Origin of the sequence: Bacillus sp. EAC, assembly GCF_002156875.1 — a bacterium.
Lineage (GTDB): Bacteria > Bacillota > Bacilli > Bacillales > Bacillaceae_G > Gottfriedia.
The window spans coordinates 79,532-105,148 of sequence record NZ_NCSY01000011.1; the positions used below are offsets into that span (position 1 = coordinate 79,532).

26 protein-coding genes, 1 pseudogene and 1 riboswitch are annotated in these 25,617 nt (G+C 32.0%); of the genes and pseudogenes, 2 read left to right on the forward strand and 25 right to left on the reverse strand.

The genetic code is table 11. The annotated features are described in order from the left end of the window. The first annotated feature begins 117 nt into the window (after positions 1-117). A complete protein-coding gene (locus B7R65_RS17645; protein ID WP_088044158.1) occupies positions 118-255 on the forward strand; it encodes a YpzI family protein in 138 nt (45 codons plus the stop codon). Between the two features lie 114 nt (positions 256-369). Here B7R65_RS17645 and rpsA read toward each other — a convergent pair. From rpsA to B7R65_RS17715, 15 genes and pseudogenes are all read right to left on the reverse strand, one after another. Then, positions 370-1,503 (reverse strand): annotated as a pseudogene (gene rpsA, locus B7R65_RS17650) (30S ribosomal protein S1); the annotation flags it as partial. A gap of 97 nt (positions 1,504-1,600) precedes the next feature. Continuing rightward, a complete protein-coding gene (gene cmk, locus B7R65_RS17655; RefSeq protein WP_088044160.1) occupies positions 1,601-2,281 on the reverse strand; it encodes a (d)CMP kinase in 681 nt (226 codons plus the stop codon). Between the two features lie 137 nt (positions 2,282-2,418). After that, positions 2,419-2,604 (reverse strand): DUF5359 family protein, encoded by a 186-nt coding sequence (locus B7R65_RS17660; protein WP_088044161.1) that lies wholly within the window; start codon positions 2,602-2,604, stop codon positions 2,419-2,421. 70 nt (positions 2,605-2,674) lie between these two features. Continuing rightward, positions 2,675-3,337, reverse strand: coding sequence for a flagellar brake protein (locus B7R65_RS17665; RefSeq protein ID WP_088044162.1), 663 nt, complete (start codon positions 3,335-3,337; stop codon positions 2,675-2,677). A gap of 196 nt (positions 3,338-3,533) precedes the next feature. Next, entirely contained in the window at positions 3,534-3,674 is a 141-nt protein-coding gene (locus B7R65_RS21550; RefSeq protein ID WP_218780448.1) for a hypothetical protein, read from the reverse strand. 52 nt (positions 3,675-3,726) lie between these two features. Further along, positions 3,727-4,695: an asparaginase gene (locus B7R65_RS17670; protein ID WP_088044163.1), complete on the reverse strand. Its 969-nt coding sequence runs from the start codon at positions 4,693-4,695 to the stop codon at positions 3,727-3,729. Positions 4,696-4,806: 111 nt separating this feature from the next. Further along, positions 4,807-5,790, reverse strand: a complete 984-nt coding sequence (locus tag B7R65_RS17675) for a YpdA family putative bacillithiol disulfide reductase (protein ID WP_088044164.1) — start codon at positions 5,788-5,790, stop codon at positions 4,807-4,809. A 139-nt stretch (positions 5,791-5,929) separates the two neighbouring features. Continuing rightward, positions 5,930-7,210: a Glu/Leu/Phe/Val family dehydrogenase gene (locus B7R65_RS17680; protein ID WP_088044165.1), complete on the reverse strand. Its 1,281-nt coding sequence runs from the start codon at positions 7,208-7,210 to the stop codon at positions 5,930-5,932. Between the two features lie 240 nt (positions 7,211-7,450). Continuing rightward, positions 7,451-8,059 (reverse strand): genetic competence negative regulator, encoded by a 609-nt coding sequence (locus B7R65_RS17685; protein ID WP_088044166.1) that lies wholly within the window; start codon positions 8,057-8,059, stop codon positions 7,451-7,453. Between the two features lie 76 nt (positions 8,060-8,135). Beyond that, complete coding sequence (locus B7R65_RS17690; RefSeq protein WP_088044167.1) at positions 8,136-9,044, reverse strand: MerR family transcriptional regulator; 909 nt, start codon at positions 9,042-9,044, stop codon at positions 8,136-8,138. Positions 9,045-9,082: 38 nt separating this feature from the next. Next, positions 9,083-9,697 (reverse strand): metallophosphoesterase family protein, encoded by a 615-nt coding sequence (locus tag B7R65_RS17695; RefSeq protein WP_088044168.1) that lies wholly within the window; start codon positions 9,695-9,697, stop codon positions 9,083-9,085. A gap of 415 nt (positions 9,698-10,112) precedes the next feature. Further along, positions 10,113-10,733 (reverse strand): LysM peptidoglycan-binding domain-containing protein, encoded by a 621-nt coding sequence (locus B7R65_RS17700; RefSeq protein ID WP_088044169.1) that lies wholly within the window; start codon positions 10,731-10,733, stop codon positions 10,113-10,115. Beyond that, positions 10,730-11,314 carry a CPBP family intramembrane glutamic endopeptidase gene (locus tag B7R65_RS17705; RefSeq protein ID WP_088044170.1) on the reverse strand — a complete coding sequence of 195 codons (585 nt, stop codon included), beginning with the start codon at positions 11,312-11,314 and terminating at the stop codon, positions 10,730-10,732. The genes B7R65_RS17700 and B7R65_RS17705 overlap by 4 nt, the downstream gene beginning before the upstream one ends. A gap of 9 nt (positions 11,315-11,323) precedes the next feature. Beyond that, positions 11,324-12,844, reverse strand: a complete 1,521-nt coding sequence (locus B7R65_RS17710) for a RecQ family ATP-dependent DNA helicase (RefSeq protein WP_088044171.1) — start codon at positions 12,842-12,844, stop codon at positions 11,324-11,326. Beyond that, a complete protein-coding gene (locus tag B7R65_RS17715; RefSeq protein WP_088044172.1) occupies positions 12,835-13,902 on the reverse strand; it encodes a YpbB family protein in 1,068 nt (355 codons plus the stop codon). Before B7R65_RS17715 ends, B7R65_RS17710 begins: the two co-directional genes overlap by 10 nt. Before the next feature lie 321 nt (positions 13,903-14,223). On the opposite strand from B7R65_RS17715, the gene B7R65_RS17720 reads away from it, so the two are divergent. Then, positions 14,224-14,472, forward strand: coding sequence for a ferredoxin (locus B7R65_RS17720; RefSeq protein WP_087999383.1), 249 nt, complete (start codon positions 14,224-14,226; stop codon positions 14,470-14,472). A 100-nt stretch (positions 14,473-14,572) separates the two neighbouring features. On the opposite strand, the gene B7R65_RS17725 is transcribed toward B7R65_RS17720, so the two are convergent. The 10 genes from B7R65_RS17725 to B7R65_RS21400 all read right to left on the reverse strand — a co-directional run bounded on the left by B7R65_RS17725 (position 14,573) and on the right by B7R65_RS21400 (position 25,228). Continuing rightward, positions 14,573-15,145: an ECF transporter S component gene (locus tag B7R65_RS17725; protein ID WP_088044173.1), complete on the reverse strand. Its 573-nt coding sequence runs from the start codon at positions 15,143-15,145 to the stop codon at positions 14,573-14,575. Positions 15,146-15,370: 225 nt separating this feature from the next. Continuing rightward, positions 15,371-15,506, reverse strand: a riboswitch (FMN riboswitch). A 75-nt stretch (positions 15,507-15,581) separates the two neighbouring features. Continuing rightward, complete coding sequence (locus B7R65_RS17730; protein WP_179194911.1) at positions 15,582-16,493, reverse strand: phosphotransferase; 912 nt, start codon at positions 16,491-16,493, stop codon at positions 15,582-15,584. Positions 16,494-16,903: 410 nt separating this feature from the next. Beyond that, complete coding sequence (locus tag B7R65_RS17735) at positions 16,904-17,614, reverse strand: response regulator transcription factor (protein ID WP_088044175.1); 711 nt, start codon at positions 17,612-17,614, stop codon at positions 16,904-16,906. An 88-nt stretch (positions 17,615-17,702) separates the two neighbouring features. Then, positions 17,703-18,644, reverse strand: a complete 942-nt coding sequence (locus B7R65_RS17740) for an ABC transporter ATP-binding protein (protein WP_179194913.1) — start codon at positions 18,642-18,644, stop codon at positions 17,703-17,705. A gap of 95 nt (positions 18,645-18,739) precedes the next feature. Continuing rightward, a complete protein-coding gene (locus tag B7R65_RS17745) occupies positions 18,740-19,738 on the reverse strand; it encodes an ABC transporter ATP-binding protein (protein ID WP_088044177.1) in 999 nt (332 codons plus the stop codon). A gap of 12 nt (positions 19,739-19,750) precedes the next feature. Continuing rightward, positions 19,751-20,665, reverse strand: a complete 915-nt coding sequence (opp4C, locus tag B7R65_RS17750; RefSeq protein ID WP_088044178.1) for an oligopeptide ABC transporter permease — start codon at positions 20,663-20,665, stop codon at positions 19,751-19,753. Between the two features lie 16 nt (positions 20,666-20,681). Continuing rightward, positions 20,682-21,653, reverse strand: a complete 972-nt coding sequence (locus B7R65_RS17755) for an ABC transporter permease (RefSeq protein ID WP_088044179.1) — start codon at positions 21,651-21,653, stop codon at positions 20,682-20,684. 95 nt (positions 21,654-21,748) lie between these two features. Further along, complete coding sequence (locus B7R65_RS17760; protein ID WP_088044180.1) at positions 21,749-23,389, reverse strand: ABC transporter substrate-binding protein; 1,641 nt, start codon at positions 23,387-23,389, stop codon at positions 21,749-21,751. A gap of 42 nt (positions 23,390-23,431) precedes the next feature. Continuing rightward, positions 23,432-24,691, reverse strand: a complete 1,260-nt coding sequence (locus tag B7R65_RS17765) for an S-layer homology domain-containing protein (protein ID WP_088044181.1) — start codon at positions 24,689-24,691, stop codon at positions 23,432-23,434. 381 nt (positions 24,692-25,072) lie between these two features. After that, positions 25,073-25,228: a hypothetical protein gene (locus tag B7R65_RS21400; RefSeq protein WP_179194912.1), complete on the reverse strand. Its 156-nt coding sequence runs from the start codon at positions 25,226-25,228 to the stop codon at positions 25,073-25,075. Positions 25,229-25,617 lie beyond the last annotated feature (389 nt).

Below are 25,617 nucleotides of genomic sequence, written 5' to 3' on the forward strand. Positions count from 1 at the left end.
TCCTACTTCTCCTAGTATGTGACAATTTACTCTTAAAATAATCAAATAAAAAGAAAGTGAATAAGAAGTTCAAATAAAAACGAACCTATAAAAGTGAATTGTTTGGAGGTGAATCCTGTGGGTAAAGATCGACAAGAAAAAAAATTGAAACAATCAAGACGAGTTGAATCAGATCGCGACCAAAGCATCCATTATTCAGGTGCTACAAGACTAGACACACCCGAAGAAGCTAGGGAACAAAACAGGCACAACTAAAAATGTGAAAATCCATTTAGTCATCAATAAATTCGGATTGATGATTGGCTTGAAAACTCTTCATCCGTTTTTGGCATAAAAAAAACCTTCAGCATAATCGCTGAAGGTTTTTTTTTATTTTTTAAATTTATTTAATTTGTCACCAAGAAGTTCACTTAACTGGAATCCTTGAGAATCATTTGGTTGGATATATTTAGATATATCTTCTTGTAATTCAGCTTCTTGAGCTTCTTTAATACTTAAAGATAAGCGTTTTTCAGCTGTATTAACTTCAAGAACTTTTACTTTAACTTCTTGACCTACTGATAAAACTTCATTTGGGTTTTTAATATGCTTATCTGCAATATGAGAAACATGAACTAACCCTTCAATTCCTTCTTGGACTTCAACAAATGCTCCAAAATTTGTTAATCGCTTAACTTTACCTTCAACAACTGCACCGTTTGTTAATTTTGCGTCTAATTTATCCCAAGGACCTGGTTGAGTAGCTTTCATAGATAATGCAATTCTGTTTGTATCAGTATCAATTGACAATACTTGTACTTTAACTGTTTCACCTACAGATACTACTTCTTCAGGCTTTGAAACACGATTATGTGACATTTGAGAAACATGGACTAACCCATCAACTCCACCGATATTAACAAAAGCTCCAAAATTAGTTAATCGTTCTACTTTACCCTCTACGATTTGACCAACTTGGATTGAAGAATAAGCTTGACGTCTGTTTTCAGCTTCATTCAATTGTTCGACTGCTTTATGTGATAAAATCACACGATTTTTTTCTCGATCAACTTCTTCAACAACAACTTCTAACGATTGACCCTTAAATGCAGATAAATCTTCAACAAATTTCTTTGATACAAGTGAAGCTGGAATAAATCCACGTACACCCACATCTGCAATTAGTCCACCGTTGACTTGTTCTGTAATGATTACTTCAAATACTTCTTTATTTGCTAACTTTTTCTCTAAAGTGTCCCAAGCTTTTACTGCATCAACTGCACGCTTTGAAAATACAACTGTATCTTCTTCAACTTTAATTACTTTTAATTCTACTTCTTGTCCAACTTCAAGTACTTCATTTACATTTTCAATATGTACATTTGAAATTTCTTTAATAGGAAGAATACCATCCGTTTTACCACCAAAACCTACAATTGCTTGCTTATCTTCAATTTGTTCTACTACACAAGAGATAATTTCCCCAACTTCTGGCATTACTTTTTCAACCATATCATATTCCTCCTTAAGTTTTGAAAATGATTAGACCTTTATATGTATTGTCCTCTTTTACCATCTAATAAATAGGTAGAAAAGTCAAGGAATGTGCAAAATAATTCTTTTAAATAATATTTGTTTTTTCGTTTACAATCGACAAAATTTCTTCTACAACATCATCAATGCCTTTTGAGGTAGAATCTAATGAAATTGCATCATCCGCTTGTTTTAAAGGAGAGACTTCTCTTTCTGAATCAATCTGATCTCTTGTTGCTATTTCTTTTTTCAGATCATTTAAATTACTTTCAAAACCTTTATTAATGTTTTCGATATGTCGACGTTGAGCACGCTCGTCTACGGAAGCAATCATGAATATCTTCACTTCTGCATTGACTAATACATGCGTACCGATATCGCGCCCGTCCATCACCACTCCACCATTCACAGCATATTCTCTTTGTAAATCAACCATTTTTTGGCGGATTAAACTATGTTTTGCTACGAATGAAACATTTCTGGTTACTTCTGGGGTTCTAATTGCTTCTGTTACATCTATTTCATTTATTAATACCTTTTGAATGCCTTCTTCAGGAATAAGTTTAATGGTAATGTTAGAAAGCAATTCATTTAAATCAAACTCATTATTTACGTCAATATCGTTTTTAATCGCTTCATAAGTCAAAGCACGATACATTGCACCTGTGTCTATGTATAGATAACCTAATTTTTTTGCTACGATTTTAGCTACTGTACTTTTGCCCGCTGCAGCAGGGCCATCTATTGCAATACTGATTTTTTTACTCATATGTCCTCCTTACATAAAAAAAGTGCTACTTAGAATAGCAACTCTGTCTTATCATGTCCAAAAGTTATATTTCAAATAAAATAAAGCAGGAAATCCTGCTTTATTTAATCTTACCATATGAATAAGTTGAATTCATCTTATTTACCAATATCTTTAAATACTTCTCTTGTGACATCCTTTGCTTTTTGAGTCACACCTTCGTATAATTCAATTTTTGTTAAATAAACGGACAAATTAGGAAATGACAAAAGATATTGACTTATAACTAAACAAATTAATTGAATGATAATTAATTTTAAAAGTATTCGTTCGATTCTTTTCATAATTAATCAAACCTTTTTAATTACCATTATGATAAGATTGTGCTTATTTTATACAAAATTTAGTTTTTTTTTAATTTTTAATACCTTTTCTTCTATGCTTCAATTGTTGATCAAATGAAAACTGAATTAATGTTTGTCTTTGAATTGGTGTTAAACCATCAAATTCAAATGATACCCTTTGCTTACCATCCGCTACTTTTTCATCCACACGAATAATATGGGCTTTTGCATTAACATATCGATTTAATTCACCTTCAAAAGGCAATACCAACCATAATACAATTGTTTTCCCAACATTAAATTCTTTATCAATTGGAGCTAGAATTGCTATTCCTCCTGCACTTATATCCAAACTTACAGATGTAAAAGGAGTAAAATCATCAAATAACGGATGAACTGCCACGTCTACTTGACTTGGAACTCGAACAAATCTTCTTCGTTGAGTTTTTTCCAACGAATCATTTCCTGGAAATGACATGATCATTACAGGAATTTCAATTTTTTTTCGACCAACAATTGTCGTATAAAACGTAAAAACATTATTTTCTTTTGTGACTATGTAAGCTTTAAGTTTTTGATTATTTAATAAAAATGAAGCTTTTCCTGTAGATTCATCAAATGGATAATCAATATATAACTCTTCATCTTTTATTTCGACGATTTTTGATTTATATCTTTTTAATTCTTTTGCTTCAATATCTTCTAAAATTAGAACATCTCCAACGTTTAACATTGTATCCTCCCAAACGGCACTTCACATTTTATTAACAAATCATAATTTATAGTCTAATTATCATTGGGTATAGTTCTAGTATATAGGATGATATTGTGTAAGTATATGTAGAATTTTCGTAATTTTTTAATCTTTTAATTTTTAAATTAATGTCATTTTTACTATACAACCGTAACGTCTGAGGTCTATTTAACTATTATTCATACATAAAAGAAGAACCCGCAAGGTGATTATAAATAAAATAGTTATATTGTTGAGTCATATTAATTTCCAAACCATCAAAATCACTCAATAATTCAATAGATCGTTCTTCATCAAAATACTTCTCTTCGGTCATAAAAAAAAGAAACGTGCAAGTAATCACGTTTCTTTTAAATAACACAATTTATTTATTTTGAAAAACCATCATGAATATTCTCATTGTCTGAGGCAAGCATGACAGAGAGTTTAATTCTTGCTTTTTTACTGTCATAATCTTTACCTAAAATAACACCTTTATTAACTAAATCATATGCACTTCCGAAATAGTCATAGGTAGGGTAAACTTCTCCCTCCTCTGAACTAGTCGTAATAACAACATTTATCCCATCTTTTACTGCATTTTCAATTTCTTCAGTCATAAATGGTGATACTTGTCCTCTTCCGACACCTTCAAGTACGATTCCTTTTGCACCATTTTCAACTGCAGCTTTAACTAAATAGCCTTTTGCTTCAATATAGCACTTTATAATATCTACTTGAGGTATTTCTTTTGTAATTCTATATTTATCTTTTAATACTGGTTTCTGATAGATATGTACTTTATCGTTATCAATGATCCCTAAATATCCAAATCCAAATACGTTAAATCCTTGTGTATTTGATGCATGTTCTTTTTTAACATATTTTGCAGCAAATATACGTTCATTAAATACGACAACAGTTCCTACATTTTTTGTTAATTCATCAGAAGCTGTGTAAATCGCATGTCTTAAATTGATAAAAGCATCAGTACCCAATTCGCCAGGAGATCTTTGAGATCCTGTAATGACAACAGGTCTTTCATCATCAATTGTTAAATCTAAAAAGTATGCAGTTTCTTCTAAAGTATCTGTTCCGTGAGTAACAACGACCCCATCTACTGTCTCATCATTAAAATATTCTTCAATCTTTTCTTTTAATTGAATCCAATGATTGAAGCTGATATGCATGCTTGGTACTTGGAAAAGTGAATCAACAATTATATTTATGTCGTTAGGTAAGTTAAGCATTTCTGCTATTTCTTGTCCTGATAATGCTCCTGAATCTAATTTTCCTGATTGAGCATTCGGTTTACTTGCTATTGTACCACCAGTTGTTATTAAAACTACTTTCTTCATTTCAGCACCCCGTTTCACACATAGAATTATATCATTTAAAAATTATTATCGTAAACAGAATTAGCTTCAAATAACGCTAATGAGAAATAAAAAAACGTAGAAGAACTACGTTTAGTTTGTATTATATTTAGTTGATAAATGATTTGCAATTAAATCACCGTGAAATCGTCCATTTTCAATAAAAATTTCATTTGCATTGTTACCTGCTGCAATTACACCTGCAATATAAATTCCTTCAACATTTGTCTCCATTGTCTCTGGATTGAATTTTGGACGACCAGTTTCATCATCTACACCTACACCCATACTTTTGATTAACGAGTGGTCTGGATGATAACCAGTCATTGCAAAGACATAATCATTCTCTATTTCAAACATTTTGCCTTGCTGCTCATATACAACAGACTTTTCCTTTATTTCTAAAATATTAGCGTTAAATGCCATTTTAATCGTTTCGGATCGAACAAGTGCTTCAAACTCCGGAAGTACCCATGGTTTAATACTTGGAGAATATGAACTTCCTCTATAGAGTACCGTCACATCTGCACCACATTTTTCTAATTCAAGGGCTGCATCGACACTTGAGTTTTTCCCACCAATTATGACAACCTTTTGATTGAAATGCTTATGCCCTTCAAAAAAGTAGTGTGAAACCTTTTCAAGATTTTCACCTGGTATTGATAAAAAGTTTGGCTGATCATAATAACCAGTAGCTACGATTACTGCTTTTGCTTCATAATGTTTAATTTCACCATTTATCGTAATCGATTCTACCTCAAAGTATTGATTCTTTTTGACACTTTTTACTTCTTCAAAAGAGTGTATATTTATTTTATTTCGTCTTACAACGTCACGATAATAGGCAAGTGCTTGATGTTTTTTCGGCTTTCTTCCTTCAATAATAAAAGGAATATTATCAACTTCTAGTTTTTCACTTGTGCTAAAAAAGGTTTGATGTGTTGGAAATCGACTGAGGGTATGAACAATATTACCCTTTTCAATAATTAATCCTGAAATACCTTGGCGTTTCAAAGACAAATATGCTGCAATACCACAAGGTCCTCCACCAATAATTAGTACATCTATTTTTTCCATCTGTAATCTCTCCAATAAACTCAGTCTAAGTTAAGTATTTACTCTATCTATTTTACGTATATTATCTATTTTGTCTAATTATAAGCAAATAAAAAAACAAGACAGAATAAATCCATCTTGTTTTATGAATTAATATTGATTATACCCAGCCTCTGAATCGGCTAGCCTCAGCCATTTTACGCGCACCAACCATATAAGCTGCTAAACGCATATTTACTTTACGATTCACACTTGTTTCGTAAATATTGTTGAATGAACGAACCATAACTTTTTCTAATCGATCTTCAACTTCTTCTTCAGTCCAGTAGTAACCTTGATTATTTTGAACCCATTCAAAATAAGAAACTGTAACGCCACCAGCACTTGCTAATACGTCTGGAACTAATAGAATATCGCGCTCTGTTAAAATCTTAGTTGCTTCAAGTGTAGTCGGACCATTCGCTGCTTCAACTACGATACTTGCTTTTATATTATGTGCATTATCTTTTGTAATTTGGTTTTCGATTGCAGCTGGAACTAAAATATCGCAATCTAATTCTAATAATTCTTTATTTGAAATTGTATTATTAAACAATTTTGTAATTGTTCCAAAGCTATCTCGACGATCTAGAAGATATTCAATATCTAATCCGTTTGGATCGTGTAGTGCACCGTATGCATCTGAGATACCTATAACCTTCGCACCAGCATCATGCATAAATTTAGCTAAGAAGCTACCTGCATTACCAAATCCTTGGATTACAACACGTGCGCCAACAAGGTCAATACCTCTACGTTTTGCTGCTTCACGAATAACAATTGTAACACCTTTAGCAGTTGCAGTTTCACGACCGTGAGAACCACCAAGTACTAATGGTTTACCTGTAATAAAACCTGGTGAGTTAAATTCATCGATACGAGAATATTCATCCATCATCCAAGCCATAATTTGAGAATTGGTAAATACATCTGGAGCTGGAATATCTTTTGTCGGTCCAACAATTTGACTTATTGCACGAACATATCCTCGGCTAAGTCTTTCTAATTCACGGAAAGACATATCACGTGGATCACAAATGATTCCACCTTTACCTCCACCATATGGTAAATCAACGATTCCACATTTTAAGCTCATCCAAATTGAAAGTGCTTTAACTTCGTTTTCTGTCACATTAGGATGGAAACGAATACCACCTTTTGTTGGTCCAACTGCATCATTATGTTGAGCTCTGTAACCAGTGAAAATTTTCACTTGTCCATCATCCATGCGAACCGGAATTTTTACTGTCATCATACGAACTGGTTCTTTTAATAATTCGTACATTTCATTTGAATATCCAAGTTTTTCTAACGCTTCTTTAATGACTACTTGTGTAGGCGCTAGTACATCTAATTGTTCTTCAGTGTTGCTATTTTTCTCTGTAGATTTCTCGGCAACCATTGTAAACCCCCTAGAAATTTGAACTATGAAAAATTTCATTCATTCTGAAATTAGTATACAACTTTCCATCCCGTTTTGAAAGTTATAAACACATAGAAAACAAAATATATTAACAAGAAATTGTAAGCGTTTTCTAAGGTCATTATACTCCTCTTTACTTTATTTGAAAAGGATAGTTTATGGATTTATAGAATAAATATTAAAAAATTAACAATTAAAAAAAAACCTCTCGATCAAAACTTAATGAGAGGCCTTTTTTTCTACGAAATAAAAATGCAGTTGTCCGATCGCTTTTTCTGAAATAAGTTCTTTGCCATATTCAATAATACGATAGATTGTTCTAGTAGAGGGGTTTCCATACTCAGCCAAAATTGCGTAAAATGTTTCTCGGTCAAGTTTGCCAAGTTCATGTTCTTCAAATTTTAAATAGAAGGTATTTTCAAATGAAAATAGTCTTCCACCAGTAACATGACAGGAGATCATTTTTTCTGCAAGCAGGATCAAATCATCTAAAGTAGAAAACTCGTACAATATATGTTCATTTTCATCAAGGATTACTTCCATAGAGATAAAATCATCTTGAAATTCTTCTTCTTCTTCCTCAATTTCATCTGATTTTGTCACGATAACGACCATACCTTGAGCTTGTAAAGAAAAGACTTCGACTGATACTTTTCCATCTACTTCGAAACCTAGTTCGACGCTAGCCTCATGCATCATATCTTGAAAAAGCTGTTGAACTTTTGGCGCGTTATACCATAAATCTTCTTTCGTTAACCCACGCTCTGATAAATCATCAGTTGTAAGAAAAACTTTAATTTTATTGTAGTTCAACCGTTCCAACCTCATGAACTAGCCTCCTTGCTGCATTTACCATATTACAGTTTATGTTTTTTTATAAAATTGGTGATTCTAAAGAATAAATTCATTTATAATTAAAATTTTGCTTTAACCACTCGTCCCAGTTGGCTTGTTGGTCTCCTACGTATAACTCTTGGATTGAATCCATAATCGGAGTTTCACAATTTGAAACTGCATGTCCACCAATACCAATAATCACGTTTGGCTCCAATTTTTTTATTTTAATAGCAAAATCAATTGTTTTCTTTAAGTGCTCTTTTAGTGTACATGACAAAATAAAACCAGCTGGATTTACTTCATTTATAACTTGTTCAACATCATCTGAATCAATTGAGGCACCTAAATAGATCACCTGAAAACCAATTCTTCTTAAATAAATTGTAAAAATCAATAATGCAAGTTCATGTTTTTCTTCAGGACCACATACTGCAATCAGTTTAGGCAAATGTTTATTATTAGGTAAATTTTGATAAATCATTCCAAGTCTTGTTCTTAAAAAAGAAGAAGCGAAATGTTCATGAGCACTTGTTATTTCACCATTCCGCCATTTATCACCAATTAAAATGATTACTTTCGCTAGAATCTTAAATAACACTTTATCAATGGAGAATATACTAAATGCCTCGTTCACGTAGTTATGTGCATCGCCTTCTTCAAAAGATAATAATGAAGAAACAATTTTATTTACAAGATGATCTGATTGGAAATTTTCTGTAAGCACTTCATCTTTTGAAGTTTTATGCTCTTTTGCTTCATATAAGTTAATTGCTTGTCCAATCGTAAACCCTTCATTCACTTTCTGAACAAGCCATTTTAAAATATACACATGTTCTTCAGTATATAATCGATGTCCAGCATCATTTCTGACTGGACTAATGATATTGTATCTTCTTTCCCAAGCTCGTAATGTTCCCGGTAGAATTCCAACTATATTAGATATAGCTTTAATATTATATTTTCCTATTTGGGCCAATTCTTCTTCCCCCTGTATGTCGACACAAACTAAAAACTTTATTTCTGCTTAACATTAAAATTTATAACAGAAATAAAGCTTCGTTTCAAAAATCCTGATTTGCTGTTCAGTTCCAAATAGATCGTTCGATCATTCCGTTTACTACTAACTTGGCTATTTCCAAACAGATAAACTTGAATATTTTCATATTTAGTCGACAGACTCTCACGTACTTCCTTGAAACTAATTAATATATTTAAGTGTTGATCTTCTAAATCTTCTAAAGCATATTCTAAGTTGTATCGGATTGAATCTACATCATCTAAACCTATTAATGAAAATTTCGTTCCATTTTCAGTTTCAAATTTTGCATTTGTATTTTCCAATATGGTAACTTTACAATCTAATAAAAGAGCATTTAAATCTCTATAATTACCTTTATAATCCTGTGGTCCCCATACGAAATAGACTGGAGCTAACGATGTAAGGATCTTAATATTATCTTCATTATATTTTTTTGCTTTCTTTTTTGAGTAACCACTTAAAATAATAATTGTATTATCAGTACAAACTTTCTCAATTTCTTCTTTAGTAAAACGAAGGTCACCAATATCCGCTATCCAAATAAATTGTATTTTTTCTAAAGTTATATCTTCATGTCCATAATCAATCAATCTATATTTGAATCCTAGCTTTGTTTTTCTAATTTTTATATAACTAAAAAAGAAAACTAAAATTATAGAAATTAGTAAAAATAAAATATTATTTCCCCCCTGTACACAAACCTTACTCTATCACATGTGAAGTATACCATTTATTCATTACGACAAAACATCGAATTTTTATGACTCTAATTATCGAACAAACGCTTTCCACTTTTCAATTTATTATACAAAATCTATTAAGAATTGAAAAATATATGAAATATAAAAAAACTTATATCCAGAATTTTAAGATGGACATAAGTTTTTTCAAATTATTCAAGCGTAATATTTAGATTTAATAGACTGAATTCAATTCTTCAATTTCAATTGAAAAAGTAAAAATACGATCAAAAATCAAAATAACCACTCTTATGTATTCAATTACTTACTTATTTAAATTTTCTCCTAACGGAATTGTTAAAACCTGACCAGGAACAACTTCAATATTTTCCAAACCATTTGCTTCTTGAATGATTTCCTCGCCATTTCGATTACCAAAATATTTCATAGAAATCGAAAAAAGTGTTTCTCCGTTTTTCACAGTATGCTTTATCTCTTTAATTCCAAAAGATTCATCTGAAATTTGAGTTGGATTTTTACTTGTATTTTGATTATTATCCTGTTGGTTGTTTTCAATAGGTTTTTGAGTTACTAGATCATCTTTTTGACCATCTGTATCCTTTGTCGAAGCAACTTTAACTTTTTCGAATTTATTTGAAGGCAAGAAAATACTAGCCTTGTTTGTAAAAATCTCACCGTATTTATAGTGAACTAATGATACTAACCCTATTGGTAACAGAATAAAAAGGAATACCAATACTGTTAATAGTGGGTATTTTAATTTCCACCAAGGTCTTCTTTTATCTTCTTTAATTTGAATTGACTTACTTCTCGGTGGAAGATTTAACAAATCAATCGATTCTGCGCTGGTATGATTACTATTGACTTTATTTTTACTTTTTCTACTTAATCCTCTTGTTTTCTTTTCTTGATGTTTTCTACTCATTTTTCTTCTTCACTTTCTAGACTTAATTTCATATACAATCCTAAAACATAATCTAAAATAAAATGCGTTATAAAAACAACTACTAAATTGTTTGTTTTCATAAATAAATAACCGAGAAAAAAGCTCTCTAATAATACAATTATTAATAATATCGGTTTTTTCACATATCGAAAATGTACTACTGCAAAAATAATTGATGCGATAACAATACCGAATTTTGTTTGAATAAAACCTCTAAAAAATAATTCTTCTGACAAAGCTATTAGAACACAGAGGATTGTCATTTCGAATATTGTTAATGATGTAAAAAACTTCTTATTAAATCCACCATCATCTAAAAATCGTTCTGGGACGGTATAGTTTAATAAAATATTAAATACGACTAATGTCATCCCTCCAACCAAACCCCAAATATATGTCTTCAAATGATTAAATGCAAGTAATTCATTTTTTAACTGCGAGAAACCTAAAAAGAATCCAATACATAGAATCGCAATTAGTAATATGATCAATTGCGTACCATAGACACTCTTTTTCAATTGACTTATCGGTAAATTTTGACGGTTCAATTCATTCTCCATTATCGTACCTCACAGACACATTTTATTTCGTAAATCTTCCTCCCAAGAATATGAATGAGAAGTTTTAGCGTGTTTTTTAGCTTCTTTCGAATCATAAAGGTCGAAGGAAAAACCACAAATATTGCAACAATTTTGAGGACGATTTGTCAATTTTTCGTCAAATACAGAAAGGTATTTTTCACGATAACAAGTAGTTGAAGCAAGAAAATCATTCATTGATTTAAGTTTTATGTACTTAGATTCTTTTCTTTCAATAATCATTTCTTGCATATGTTTCACAAACGCTCTATTCATTTTAACGGGATACAAAAAATTATCTAAAATAATTGAAAAACGAATCATCTCAATTAATAGTGTCTGCCACTGTATATCGCTTAATTGAAAAGTAGCTTTCCATGTAGATATGGTATTATCAGTTAGTTGGATTGACTGTTCGTTTATTTTTTGTAAATACATCACAAAAGTGTTCACTTGAGTCGTAGAAAGTATTTCATCTTCAATTAATTTATGAGGCAATTCATGATCTTTCTCCGTAAATAATAAAATGGCCACACTTTTTTCCCCATCTCTACCTGCTCTACCTATTTCCTGAAGATAGTTTTCGATATTCGATGGATACTGATAATGTATAACAAATCTAACATTTGGTTTATTTATTCCCATCCCAAATGCACTCGTACATACGATTAAATCGATTTGATCTTGGATGAATTGTTGTTGAATTAGTATTCTTTGCTCATGCTCCATTCCACCATGGTAGTAAGCTACACGGCAATTCAACTTTTCTCTTACGATACGTGAAATTTTTTCGCAAGTAGATCTCGTTCCACAATATATGATACCTGGTCCGTTTAATCCGTCCAATCTTTCAATTAATAGATTCATTTTAGCAGTTTCCGACTCAACATGTTCAATATGAATTGCAATGTTTTCTCTATTAACAGATTGAATTATTTTTTGAACGTGTTTAAGTTTTAATGTTTCAATGATTTCATTCCTTACGCTTTCAGTAGCAGTTGCTGTTAATGCTAAAACGGTTGGATTCCCTAATTGCTGTTTAACCTGCCCAAGACTTCTATATTCCGGCCTAAAATCATGTCCCCATTGTGATATACAGTGTGCTTCATCAACTACAAAAAGTGAGAGTTTAACTTCTCTAAGCTTTTGAAGTAAAATTTGATTCTGTAACATTTCAGGAGAAACAAATAAAAATTTATAATTAATTAAATTATTTAATAGATGTCTTTTTTGCTCAAAGCTTCTAAAACTATTAAGAGCAATTACCCGTTTTTCACCAAACGCTCTTAATTGTTCAACTTGATCCTCCATTAATGACAAAAGAGGTGATACGATCACAACTATTCCTGGTAGTAAAAGCCCAGCTAATTGGTATAAGAGTGATTTACCTCCCCCTGTCGGCAACAATGCCAAAACATCTTTCTGATTCAATAGATCATTTATAATTTCTTTCTGATTTTTTCTGAACGAGTTATAACCAAATTTTTCTTTTAATATCTTATCTAGTTCCACTTGAGATCACCCATTCTTGCTAGAGTAATACGTATTTGAAAATATGTTACTTTATTAAATAAAGCTTCTTTGATTGTTTTTAATTTTCTTGTGTTTAATTCTAAAATCATTTCTTTAGTCATTTTATATTGATCTTCATTAATGAATTGGTCGATAGGAAACTTTTCATCACTTAAAACACACTCAACAATATGGTCTTCAATTGTACTTATTTTAAGATTACGAATTGAGGCTATTTGTTCTATTGTTTTCCCCTGAAGAAATAGCCGTTTCGTCTCGATCGATGTAGTTGTTATATTTACATTGTTAGCACCTTGCATAAAGCGACTTAGTAATGGATAATCTGTTTTTTGTTCAGATAAAATAAATAATAAGTGATGCATTACGTTAATTGATTGAAGATAGACAGCTTCTTCACTAAGTGAAATTTCAGCTGCTATTTGCTCTAATGTCATTCCATATGAATTCGCACCAGATAATCGCATTACAAATAGTGAAGCATCATCATTATTTAATCCCTTCAGCATCTTATGTATTTCTTGATAATAATCATTTATCAAAGATTCTTTTGTGCCAACAAAGTTTAATAGCTCTTTCTTTACCCAATCTTGAATTTCAGGTTCTTGTTGAACAGCTTTAAAATACTTATTATGATTATTTAAATTAGCAATCGATTGAAAAAATAACGAAAATCTTTTCCAAAATGTTTTTTGGATTGCAAAAAACTTTAATCCATTTAAGTATGTATAATTTTGAAACTGTAAAGTTTGATTTTTTAAATAAAATTGTCCTTTTTCGCTTACAATATAAACATTTGTTTCAAGTTGCTGTAAAAGTCCTTTTTCAAATAAACCATTTACTAAGTCTTGCATATTCTGTTGAGTAAGAAAATGGAATAAACCAAAAAAAGAGGTTACATGATAAAAATGACTATCTTGAATGATTTGTGCACTTTGTTTTCCTTTTAATAAATAGGTTAATCCTTGGATGGTCCGCTCTCCATTGTATCGATTAATTAAATATAAAACGATTTCTTCTAGAATTGATAATTTATTCATCCTAAACCTCTCGAGCAAAACATAATGTTAAAATACTGTAATATATTTTTTAAGTAAGTATATTTGAATTGATAGAATTTTAGATTTTCATCTTGTATCTGTTTTATTTCTTATAGCTTATCATATGTATCAATATTCGAACCATTTTATTATGATAAAATTGATTATTTATTTATACTACTAGGACTTAAGTTCTCTATTTTTACAAAACCTGCTACAATTATATTGAAAAGTTTTGGAAACCGTTTTAAAATGTTTACAGGTACATTACAAAAAAAGTATCTGTAATAAAAACAGGGAATAATTTGGGAGGTCAATACAATGGCAAAATATACAATCGTTGATAAAGACACTTGTATCGCTTGTGGCGCATGTGGCGCTGCTGCACCAGATATCTATGACTATGATGATGAAGGGATTGCATACGTTACTTTAGATGATAATCAAGGTATTGTTGAAATTCCAGACGTTTTACTTGACGACATGATGGATGCATTTGAAGGATGCCCAACTGATTCGATCAAAGTTGCTGACGAATCATTTGATGGCGACGCTTTAAAATTCGAATAGTTAAAAAATGCGACGATTTATTCGTCGCTTTTTTATTTCCTATTAATTCATTTATTAAAACAAAAAAGTGTCTACTATTTTTAGTAGACACTTTATCTATTTATGCGTTATGAACATTCATTCTTTGATTTAACCAAACCTTTAATTTCGGGAAAAGTACTAAGAATAAAATCATAATTAGTAATCCCTTCACAGCATTAAATGGCATTATCGAAGTCACAATCACTTTATTCGGTAGGCTAAAATTCATGAAATGTGCATAAGCAGGTAATAAGACAAAATAATTTAATAAGCTTAAAATTCCAGTCATAACAATTGTTCCTACTATCAAGCCAATTGTTAATCCTTTTACTGTACGATATTTTCGGAAGAAATACGATGCAGGTAAAATATATAATATCCCTGCACTAAAGTTAGCAAATTCTCCAATTGGTACACCTGTCATACTTCCATTAATTATATAATGAAGTATGTTTTTAATTAGCTCAACGCTAACTCCAGCCAACGGTCCGAATACGATTGCTCCAATTAAAGCTGGAACTTCACTAAAATCAATTTGAAGCCATACTGGGAACAATGTAGGAATTGGAAAATCTAGCATCATTAGTAGATATGAAATACTACTAAGCATTGCTACTACCACCATTTTATTTACTTTGTTACGTTGTTGCATTTTACCTCTCTCCTTTTTCCCGATCTTATCAAGAAAAATGAAAGGTTCGCTTAAATAGCAGGAGCTATTTGCATTCTATTTCTACTTTAATATAGTTAATAAGGAATACTAAATTTAAATTGCAAATAGTTCAAGAAATAAAAATCCCCTATAAATTCTTATAGGGGAGAAATTTCAGCACGCCAAAAAAGCGTTCAAAAAGGTAAGTTTTTTGAACTTGCGAACCTCCATCTTCTCCCATCCAGACTATACTGTCGGCTCTAGAATCGCACTAGATCCTGCCCATAAAACAGGCTCGCGGGCTCATAAGTTAAACTTAATTACCGCCGGTGGGGAATTTCACCCCGCCCCGAAGATAGATCGAATATTAAATTACAATTTAATGTTACTAAATTAAATACAGTTTGTAAATATAAAAGCTAATAATAATTCTCAATCATTCATCCTGTAATGCATTCAATAAGCTTTCCTGACAAAACTTAACTAATTCGGATTCTTTTTGATCATTTGCAAATAATAAAAGCAATATAGTTGTATAAATCGATTTGAATTTTGCCAGTTGTTTTGATTCATCTGAAACATTTCCATATATTTCAAAAAATGCTGTTCTTGAATCAGTTGGAATCAAGCTATATACAATCGATAAATCGACTTCCCGTTGCCCTATATGAGCGTCTCCCCAGTCAATAATACCTTCAAGACGATTATTTTGATCAACAATCATATTTCGAAAATGTAAATCTCCATGGACTAATACGAATGGTTTACTTAATTTAATTTCAGTTAATTTTTCGATATATTGATTCATTTGTTTTTCAAATGGAATTAGTTTTAATTGAATTGCTTGATTAACATACTTAATTAATAATGGCTTTCTATAAGTAATATCTAATCTTTTAAGTTCATCAGATGGTAAATCCAGTTCTGAAAGGTTTTCAATTGGAATTGCATGTAATTTTTTCAAGAACTCAGCTAATGGCCGTATCATTTTTATTCGATCTTCTTTCGTTAAACGATTAGGAGGTGAGCCATAAATAAAATTATATCCTAAAAATGGCCAAGGAAATAATTCTGAAGGTTTCCCATGGATGAATGGTACCGTAGTTTTAATCCCAATATGATTCTTAATTAAAGGGAGCAATTTTTGTTCGATTTTTAAAATTGAAACAGCGACCTCTCTTCTAGGAAATCTTAAAAGTATTTCATTATTAAGTTTAAAAACTGTGTTATCAAAACCTTCGCCAATTTTTTCAATCCGTTTAATTTCTAATTCCGGAAATTGATCTTGTAAGATTCGGATTGCAGTTTCTTTGTCTAAAACGACTGTTGGATCCCAAATATTCGACATAAACATTCCCCTTTTAACTATACGCTCTGATTCTATTTAAAGGCCCTAATAGAAATGATTGCTGATTTCCACAAAAGAGTAGGAGCAATTCTCTTTGGGCGTGTGATGAGTCTCCTTTAGCGCAATCACGCCTTGTATGAGTCTCAACTGTCCAGCAACCCTTCAGTAGTCGAGCAACTTACTCTCCAATCATCTACTTATATTTTTCAGTTGTCTTCCTACGTCACCCTTACAAATACAATCCATTATAGGATTCCATTATTAAACTATTAACAATAGACATTAACAAAGCCTTTAAAAAAAATCAAAAATAAAATAGAACTTTCCATTTATCATACCATTATTCCCGAAAAACTAAGGTAAATGGTTAATGAATGAAAAGTTCTATTGTGAACTGAGTATGAACAAACTTAATTTGTAAACTGGAGTGTTTGCTTAACATTTTCATGCTGAAGCTTATATCCTATTCCCCATACAGTTTTAATGCTTAAATTCATCTCATATTGCTTTAGTTTCTTTCTTAATCTATTTAAATGCGTATCTACCATTCGATCATCGTCAACATGTTCATAACTCCAAACAACCTTTACTAATTCAGAACGAGTAACAACAATCTCCTGTCTACTAACAAGCAGCCACAATATTGCGAATTCTTTCCTCGTAAAACTAAGTTCACGATCTTCATAATGAATTTTGTATGTAAGTTTATTCATGACCAAGTTTCCAAATCGAATTTTATCTTCTTCTTTAAACTCATTGATTATATGATGTTTCAGATGGACTTGTAATTTACAATTAAGAATATCCAAATTCATTGGAAATTCAACAATATCATCAGCGCCAGAGGAGTAATAATTCATCTTTTGATGATCTGTTAAATCCGATGAATAAATAAAAAGGATTGTATTCAAACTTTCTCTTAATTGTCTACAAAGTTCAACACTATCTACATTTTGTAATGAAGAACTAAGAATGATAATATTAGGTTTCCAATCAATTGCCTTGACTAACCCTTGAAGACCACTTGAAAAACATTGAATCGTAAACAGTTCTTGGAAATAATTCATAATTTCTATGCTTATTTCATGATTTTCATGAATAACTAACATTCTTTTTTCCACTTCGAACTCCTCCGTCAAATTCGAAAGCCATACTTACTTCTTCATAAATAATAACTTTCTATGCGCTTTATTTTAATCTAATATTAACTTAATTCAACGGATAATGACAAGCTACATACTGACCATTATTTCCGGTAGGTGTAAAAATTGGTTCAACTTCTTTGCATTTTGGTTGTACGTACGGACATCTTGTATGGAAACGGCAACCACTAGGTGGGTTAATTGGACTTGGAACGTCACCTTCAAGAATAATTTTTTCTGTATCTCGTAATCTTGGATTTGGAATAGGATTTGCAGAAATCAACGCTTGTGTATAAGGATGTTTTGGATTTTCAAAAAGCGTATCTGCATCAGCCAATTCAACCATTTTCCCTAAATACATTACACCGACACGGTTACTAATATGACGAACAATATTTAATCCGTGTGATACAAATAAATATGTTAATCCAAAATTCTCTTGTAATTCTTCTAATAAATTGACAACCTGCGATTGGATTGAAACATCAAGAGCTGAAACAGGTTCATCTAAAACGATTAATTTAGGATTTAAAGCTAATGCTCTGGCAATCCCAATTCTTTGTCTTTGTCCACCACTAAATTCATGAGGATATCGTCTCATATAGAATGAGTTCAGTCCAACTAATTCTAATAATTCTTTCACTCTTTTCTCACGAGCCGCTGCATCATTCATCCCATGAATTTTAAGTACTCGTGCGATAGTTTCTCCAACACTGAGCCTTGGGTTTAAAGAAGAAAATGGATCTTGGAAAATTAACTGCATATCACGTCGCTTTTCTCTCAACTCTTGATTTGATAATGAAAACAAATCAGTACCATCGAATTCAACTGACCCACTTGTCGCTTCAAGTAACCTCAATAAAACTCGTCCAGTTGTTGATTTACCGCATCCACTTTCACCAACAAGACCAAACGTTTCACCTTTATGAATGTCAAATGAAACACCATCAACTGCTTTAACATGTCCTTGTACTTTACCAAGAAATCCACCTTTAATTGGGAAGTGCATTTTAATGTCATCAACTTTTAATAGTATCTCTTGATCTGTTTCTATATTTTTCTTGCTAATTTCTTCAGTTTTTTCTAAGAAACTATTCACCATTATTACGCCTCCCAACGATCCGTGTATTTCCAACAACGTACGACTTCATCTTCACTTAGTGGTTGAATCTTCGGCATCTCATTTTTGCATAGAGTTGTAGCATATTCACATCTAGGTGCAAATCGACAACCTTTTGGTAGATTCAAAGGATTTGGTACAACCCCTTCGATTGCATATAACTTTCCACTACGTTTTTCTGCAGTAGGCATTGACCTTAGTAATCCTTCAGTATAAGGATGTTTCGGGTTTTCGAAAATTGTAAAAACATCACCTTGTTCGACTACCTGCCCTGAATACATTACAACTACACGATCAGCCATTTCTGCAACAACGCCTAAATCATGTGTTATTAACATAATCGACATATTCGTTTCACGTTTCAACTTTTTCATTAATGCCAATATTTGGTTTTGAATTGTTACATCTAAAGCAGTCGTTGGCTCATCAGCAATTAAAACCTCTGGATTACATGCTAATGCAATCGCTATCATTACACGTTGTCTCATACCACCACTCAATTCATGTGGATATTGAGTTAATCTACGCTCTGGTTCAGGTATTCCTACTAGATTTAATAAGCGAATAACTTCCTTTTTCGCTTCATTTTTTGATAACTTTTGATGTAAAATGATTGATTCAATTATTTGATCACCGATTTTATAAACTGGGTTAAGTGAAGTCATCGGTTCTTGGAAAATCATTGAAATTTGATTTCCTCTTATTGCACGCATTTCTTTTTCAGTCTTTGTTAACAAACTTTCATTATGAAATTTAATATCGCCATTTTCAATTCTTCCTGGAGGTGATGGTATTAGTCCCATGATCGATAATGATGTAACACTTTTACCACTTCCCGATTCTCCTACAATTGCTAAAGTTTCACCTTTTTTTATATCAAAGCTAACTCCATCAATTGCTGGTACTACACCATCTTCTGTGTAAAAATACGTTTTTAAGTTCTCAACTGATACGATTGATTCGGTTTTTGTTGTAGTCGACATCATGTAATCCTCCTATTGCTTCATGCGTGGATCAAGTGCATCACGTAATCCATCACCGATAAAGTTTACACATAAAACAGTTACAATGATAAAGAATGCTGGTGGAATAATCGTCCAAGATTGGTCAATAATTGAAGTTAAATCCTGTGCCCCAGTCAACATATTACCCCAGCTCGGTTTTGGCTGTTGTATCCCTAATCCAAGGAAACTTAAATTTGCTTCTGCCAAAATATTTGCAGCAATATCTAATGTAGCAATTACAATAATTGGTGCAACTGCATTTGGTAAAATATGATAGAAGATAATACTGCTATTCGTTTCTCCAGTCGCTCTAGCAGCTTCAATATAATCTCGTCTTTTTAATGATAAAATTTCACCACGTACGATCCTTGCCATGCTTGTCCAACCTACAATACTTAAGACAAAAACGGTTGACCAAAGTGAAGGTACAACTAATGAAGCAACAATTAGTAATAAGAAGAAAGTTGGGATTGATTGAATTGCATCAATTATACGCATCATCGTATTATCTATTAATCCCCCAAAGAATCCTGCAACTGCTCCATAAATAACACCTATTGATACTGTACAAATCATTGCCAAAATTGCTACTGATAAAGATATTCTAGCCCCATAAAATGCACGAGTCATTACATCTCCGCCCATTGCATCTGTTCCAAATGGATATTTTTTACTTGGTTTCAGGCTCGAATCCAAAATATCAAAAACTTCCGGTTTATGTGGAGATAGAAGTGGTGCAAAAATTGCGATTAAAATAATTAATACAAAAACAATTAAGCCGATTACCGCTAATTTATTTTTTTTATAACGCTTCCAAATGACAGCTGCTCTACTTTCAATTTTTAATTCTTTTTCAATATTCTGATTATTTGTTGTTGGTTGTATTGTTGGATTTGGTAAACTCATCGTTTGCTACTCCTCTCTATTTCTTACCAAATGTAATTCGTGGATCAACTATTGCGTACAAAATGTCAGCGATTAAATTAGCAATTACTACTAATACTGCTGCAACTAAAGTTGTACCCATAATTACTTGATAATCACGAATAAAGATGGCGTTAATCGAAAGTCTTCCCATACCTGGCCATGCAAATAATTGCTCGATAAACAATGCTCCACCAAATAAATTTGGTAATTGTAAAGCTACAATCGTAATAATTGGAATCAATGCATTACGTAAAGCATGTTTAAAAATTACTTTTCTTTCCGATAAACCTTTCGCTCTTGCAGTACGAACATAATCTTGTTTAATAACCTCTAACATACTTGATCGCATAAAACGAGATTTTGTTGCAATTAAACCAAATGCTAATGTTAGTGCTGGCAGAACTAAGTGATGTAAGCGATCTTTTAAATCAAAATGTTCATATACATCTCGCATTCCAGAAACCGGAAACCATCCTAATTTTATTGAGAAAATTAAAATTACAACGATTGCGATAAAAAATTGAGGGACCGATATACCGAAAAATGCATAGGAAGTGAAAAAGTAATCGAGCTTTGAATATTGTTTTACAGCCGAGTAAACGCCGATTGGAATAGCAATTAAAATTGAAAGTACAATCGCTGTACTCATTAAAGTAAGTGTAGCAGGAATTTTATCAACAATTTTTTTTGTAACAGGTTGTCCATCTTCAAACGAATAGCCAAGATCTCCTTCTGTTACTAATAATTTTAACCATTTATAATATTGAACATAGATTGGTTGATTAATACCTAATTTCTCCTGTATAAGCTCTTTTTGAGCACTTGAATTTGCATTCGTAGCTTCTGGATTTTCATACATTGCCGTTGGATCACCTGGTGCTAACGTCATTAGGGCAAAAGAAATTATCGTAATGATAAACAATAAAGGTATTGATTGAAGAGTTCGTCTAACAATATATTGAAACATATTTACCCCCCTATTAAATAACATCCTTGTTTACTAGAAAGATAGCCGAAAGCGACAGTAGACGCTTACGGCCATCTATTTACTAGATTAAATTATTACTTACGTTTTTTAGCGTCTTTCCAGTACCAATCGATAATGCTGAATTTATCATTTGAAATTGATGGCTCAATTCCACCTAGATCTTCATCATAACCCATTGTTAATTTTGGATGGTAAGTCCAAATTAAGATTTCGTGATCTGCCATGTATTTGTGTAATTCTTGGTAAATTTTGATACGTTTCTCACGGTTTTCTTCTTGTTTGTATTGTTCTAAAAGTTTATCAATCTTTGGATCGTCAACACGGTTACGGTTAGATAATCCAGGATTTGCTTTTGTCGGAATACCAGAAGAATGGAAGAATTGATAGTGGTCAACGTTTGCATCGTAACCAGACCATCCTAATGCAAAGCAATCTAATTCCCCAGCAGCATACTTGTCTAAGAAAATAGACCATTCATACGCACGTGGAGTAACTTTGATACCCAACTTAGCCCAGTTTTGTTGAGCTAATAAAGCGATTGCTTCACGTGTTTTATTACCATTATTGTAAGCAAATTCTAATTTAACAGCTTTTCCATCTTTATCATATAAAGTATCGCCACGTTTTTCATAACCAATTTCTTTTAACAATGAAGCAGCTTTTTTTGTATCGTATGGCAACGCTTTTACGCTATCATTGTTTTGTGGAATTTTTGGATGCATTGGACCGCTTCCTTGGTAAGCACGGCCTAATTGGATTTTAGAAACAATTGATTTACGATCTAAGCCGTAAGCTAATGCTTCACGGAATTTTTCGTTATTCCAAGGCTTTACTGCTTCATTGAATCCGATAAAATCAAAACGACCTTGGTCATATGATTTTGTTTTTGTATCTTTATCTTTCTTAACTTGAGCTAATAATTTAGGTGTAAGTGATTCAACGTAGTCAACATCACCTTTAATTAAGTTAAGAGCCTCAACGTTTGCATCAGGTAATACTTTCGTAATTACCTCATTTAAATATGGACGACCATCAAAGTAAGTTTTGTTAGCAGATACAACGATACGTTCGTTTGACTTCCACTCTTTAAACTTGAATGGGCCTGTCCCAATTGGATGACGATGAATTTTATTATTGTTATTATAATCATCTACACCTTTAGGGAATTGGTGTTTAGGCATAATTGGTGCAGCTGCAACCGTGTTTTCTAAGAATAATACGTCCTTTTCTTTAAGCGTGATTTGGAATGTATACGCATTAACAGCTTTAGTTGATTTAACTGCATCAAATAAAGAAGCGTAATGGTTTTCTGCTTTTGGATTCATAAACATATCATATGAGAATTTAACATCTGCTGAAGTAAATGGCTTACCATCATGCCATTTAACACCTTTACGTATCGTAAATGTATATGTTAAACCGCTTTTTTTCCAGCTAGTTGCAAGTGCTGGTGCAACAGAACCGTTTTTATTTAATGTAAGTAAACCATCGAAAATCATGCTTGCAATATCGATTGAAGCTGAATCTGATGAGTTAAGTGGTGTTAAACTTACTGCATCCGCAAATGTTGAGATGACTACTTTACCACCAACTTTTTTCGAATCGAATCCTTTACGAACTGAGCTCGCAGCATTTGAGTGTAATGCTGGTAATCCAGCTAATACAACTGATGCAGCAAGAGCTGTTGATAAGAATTTACCTTTAACGTTCTTCATATCTTAATTCCTCCTCTTTCCGACTAATGTTTAGAATAGTATTTAGTTACCTGCTGGAGCTGCTGGTTTTTCTGCTGTTACAGTTACGACTGTAATTTTGCCTTCTTGAGAAAATTCAAGTGAACCAGTTAATTTATATCCGTCAGTTTGTGCTTTAACTAAATCTGAAGTTGAAGAAACAGCCGTTTTTCCATCTTTAGTTAGATTAACAACGACTGCATCATCAGCCGTGAACGATAAGTTTGCAAGTGCATTTTCAGAGAAATCAACTACATATGTACCTGTAGATGAAACTGTAAACGCTTTGTCTGTAACTTTAGTGATGTATGCATTTAATGTTGTTACTTGGTCAGTAACGATATTTGTATAAACTGATCCGAAATAACTAACACCATTACTTTGGTATCCATTAAATTCATTAAATGTGAAGTCTTGACTTGGATTAGTAGGTAAGTTACTTAATACAAAGTTAAGGTCAATATCTAATGTTGTAGTTGTACCAACAGTAATTTTACCGTTTTTGTATCCTAAAGCACCTTCATAAGAATCTAAACCAACACCATCAACAAAAGCTACTTTTCCAGTTTTATCAAAAATAACATCAACTGAAGTTCCTAAGCCGATCGCATCAGTATCAGTTGCTTGATCATCTAAGAATAATGAAGCGTTAGATGATAATTTATATGTTTTCACACCACTATCACTTTTAACTGTTAATGATGTTGGACTTGAAGATACGACTACTCCATTTAAATCTGTATATACATCTTTTGCTGCTAAGAACTTGTCTACTGCAACAGCAGCAGCTTCTCTAGTTACCACAGCATCAAGATTTGTATCAATTGATAGTACACCTTTACGTTCTAAGAAGAATAAGAAATCAACAGGACGGTTTGACCAGCTAGTTTTAAAACCTAATCCACTAGCTAAAACTTTTGCAAATTCAGCATATGTTACATTTTTCTTTGGTAAAAATTCACCTTTTTTAGTTAATTTAAAGTAACCTTTTTTAACTAGTTTCCCAGCATTGGCATTCTTTGAATCTTTAACTTTTGCAGATGATTTACCTAGATACACTAATTTACCTGCTAAGTCAGCAAATTCTCCTCTTTTCAATCCACTTTCAGGATGAAACTCAGAGCCTTTGTTTACAAAATAACCTAAGGATACTAATTTAGTAATCGCCATCTCACTATCCGAGCCTGTAACATCATCAAATGATGCTGCATATGTAGACACACTACCTAACAAAAGTGTAGAAGCTACTACGCCTGAAACAACCAGTTTGCGTAAATCCTTCATTCTAAATACCTCCCCATTCTCTAAAAGCTTGCTATCATAATGAAATTTCTGCTTTGAATATTAGTAGTTTACATACCCCCTTGCGTAGAATAGAAAGAAATATTAGAAAATACAAATATTTCTAACAAATTTATAACACAAAAAACGCTTAATGAAACTGACAAAAAGCTAACATATTTTTAACAAAATTCAAAATATTGTAAAAACAACGGTTTTTTTGCTAAATTTTAACTATTTTTTCGATTTTTTTCGAAATATATGGGAATAAAGTCATGAAATTATTTTACGAAAATATAACAAAAGTCAGTAATTATGAAAATTCTTATTTACTAAAATCTAACAATTTTTTATAAAAAGGAGAGGTATACATTTAAAAAAATCTTAATTATTATTCATATTTGAGATCAATTTAATCTCTTTTACATTTTTATCTGCCAAAACATCCTCTAATTTCTCCTTATTTCCACCAACAAACAATAAACCAATCGTCAAAACAAAAATAACAACTAACAAACATCTTCTAAGAAAATCAATCATAAAAATCCTCCTAATTATAGAAAAGTGGAAGCACCTGTGTCAGCTCCGACAAGCGTAAGACAAAGAACGGTAAAGGTTGGTTTTTAACCTTTGCTGTGCTTTGGCTTATGACCTCGAGGAGCTAGGTGCTGGAACTAGACAAATCCAAAAGTGGAAGCACCTGTGTCAGCTCCGACAAGCGTAAGACAAAGAACGGTAAAGGTTGGTTTTTAACCTTTGCTGTGCTTTGGCTTATGACCTCGAGGAGCTAGGTGCTGGAACTAGACAAATCCAAAAGTGGAAGCACCTGTGTCAGCTCCGACAAGCGTAAGACAAAGAACGGTAAAAGTTGGTTTTTAACCTTTGCTGTGCTTTGGCTTATGACCTCGAGGAGCTAGGTGCTGGAACTA